Below are 1,379 nucleotides of genomic sequence, written 5' to 3'. Positions count from 1 at the left end.
AGCAAGGAGCTTTGCATAAGGTACCATTACCGCTTACAGCTTTTATGTTAGTACGAATGATTTTTAACTACGAACAGGATTATATAAAAAATGATAAAAGTGATACAGAATTTCTGCAGTTGCTAAAGCATATGCTTCTTAAAAACTAGTTTTAATAACAAAAAAATAATTGTGGTACAAATATATGAAGAAGAACGTGAATAATGGATGGTTTAATAAGCTCTTTTCATTCTAGACAAACCTGCAAAATAATCCAACGCTTATGTAGGAATGACTGATAAAATCCCAACCCGTGTGATTGTTCATCGACTACTAAAAAGCAAAGCCTTTTGGCTCCGCCAAACCAAAATTCATCTCCCACCTATTGTCGGATTACGCCCTTCACACGCTTGTGGAAGGAGAATTCTTTCGGGAAATATGTTAAAACATGTTAAGCATTCTTCCTCATTCATCGTTGCAAAAAAATAAAACGAGAAAGATTAGAATGCGAATTCAGGTGATGTTTTTATCATGTACTAATATTCGAGTTCATTTCAATGTGCTTAAGCTTTTTATTTTTTACCCTATTAGATATGGGTTTACATTACTAATCTAATTAAATCAGATTTCTTTACGCACCCTCTTCTGAATCCCACACTTCAGTAAATTGAAAACCTTTTAATTCACTCTCTAAAATTGCATTTTTGAATTGATCTGATACTAAAAGATAGTTAGGATGTACCTTCCCATTTATATTCAATTTAAAAATTAGTTCGTGCTGGACAACATAAGGAATAAATACAAATTTTTTACATCCTATTATTAAACCTGAACTTAACTTATCAAAGATTGTTTTATTAGTATCAAGTGCTTCCAACACCCTTAAAACATGCATAGCATAGTATTTTTTATTTGTTTGTTTATGAATTAATGGTAAAAATTCAATATTATCTCCTACTATAGGTTCTAAAACATTCTTGGCTTTTTCACTAATTATTTGTACACCAGACTTTCCCCAAAAAATAGGGGAATCGCTTGATTTCCCTTCATCTTTTACCTCAATAAACTTAGGCGTCCATGAATCTGACAAACTCACCATAGAATTAAAACTAGTTTTAAAATATTTTTTATCCTCTTCATAGTTCAATAATTGAAAGGTTTCATAATCATCAGTCGTGCTCTTTAATTGCCAAATCTTCATATATATTTTCCTTTATTATTACCATTTATTTATATAGTTATTTGTTGGGTCCATTTAATCGCAAATTACCTTCTATTGAACTACCCCCACTTTCACTTCGTTTAGAAGTGAGGGATTCCTAAGTAAAGAGTTCTATCGAACTCTAATTGATTAGGCTAACCCCGCAGTCCTTGCGGTTAGAAGCCTTATCGCTTCATTC

The 1,379-nt window shown here is 31.8% G+C and carries 1 protein-coding gene and 1 pseudogene; one reads left to right on the top strand and one right to left on the bottom strand.

All coding sequences use genetic code 11. The features are described 5' to 3' along the window. Positions 1–149 (top strand): annotated as a pseudogene (locus tag D1166_RS30880) (TetR/AcrR family transcriptional regulator); the annotation flags it as partial. Between the two features lie 461 nt (positions 150–610). On the opposite strand, the gene D1166_RS30870 reads toward D1166_RS30880, so the two are convergent. Next, positions 611–1,180: an imm11 family protein gene (locus tag D1166_RS30870; protein ID WP_097862192.1), complete on the bottom strand. Its 570-nt coding sequence runs from the start codon at positions 1,178–1,180 to the stop codon at positions 611–613. Positions 1,181–1,379: the final 199 nt, after the last annotated feature.

It is taken from the genome of Bacillus sp. ISO11 (genome assembly GCF_003458115.1).
In the GTDB taxonomy this organism is placed as follows: domain Bacteria; phylum Bacillota; class Bacilli; order Bacillales; family Bacillaceae_G; genus Bacillus_A; species Bacillus_A cereus.
This window is presented reverse-complemented; position numbering and strand designations above follow the sequence as displayed.

Bases quoted from the DNA above. Each gene is read 5' to 3' on its own strand.
- D1166_RS30870 (WP_097862192.1), bottom strand. From the start codon at position 1,180: ATGAAGATTTGGCAATTAAAGAGCACGACTGATGATTATGAAACCTTT.